The sequence below is a fragment of the Paraprevotella clara YIT 11840 genome, assembly GCF_000233955.1.
Lineage (GTDB): Bacteria > Bacteroidota > Bacteroidia > Bacteroidales > Bacteroidaceae > Paraprevotella > Paraprevotella clara.
In genome coordinates, this window is sequence record NZ_JH376650.1 from 1 (window position 1) to 520 (window position 520).

Sequence of the window (520 nt, forward strand, 5' to 3'; positions counted from 1 at the left end):
TTTATGGTTTGAGTATGCGTTAGCGTAGTGCAACCATCAGTTGCGGTAAAGATGCGCAATAAAGTAAAACGATTATCGCACAATACTGCAGTTTTCTTCTCTTCCATACGATAGCTAACAATCGCACAGCCCCCTGTTGTGGTAGGCATTACTGCTGTAGGTACTTCCTTAGCACAACTAAGGTTAAGGTCTTGAGGCAAAGTAGCAGCTACAAATGCCAAAGGAGGTGTTGCTGCTTTAGGTGTGAAGACAATAGTCTGAGTATAAACTGCCTGATTGCCACAAGCATCTTTTGCCTTCCATATATACAACAATTTGCTTACTTTACCATTCTGTTTTACCGTCTGCTGTGTGGTACTTACTGAAGCACTTCCACAGTTATCTGTAGCGGTAAGTACTACTTGTGTAGGGGTAACATTACCCTCTTCTATAGTAATATCTTGCGGAAGAGTTCCTACGAAAGTAGGCGGTATATTGTCAGCTACTTTTATGGTTTGAGTATGCGTTAGCGTAGTGCAAC

The 520-nt window shown here is 41.9% G+C and carries 1 protein-coding gene; it reads right to left on the reverse strand.

What is annotated here, in order from left to right; all coding sequences use genetic code 11:
• Positions 1–520 (reverse strand): hypothetical protein (locus tag HMPREF9441_RS16150; RefSeq protein WP_008622976.1); only part of this gene is annotated, 520 nt, incomplete at both ends.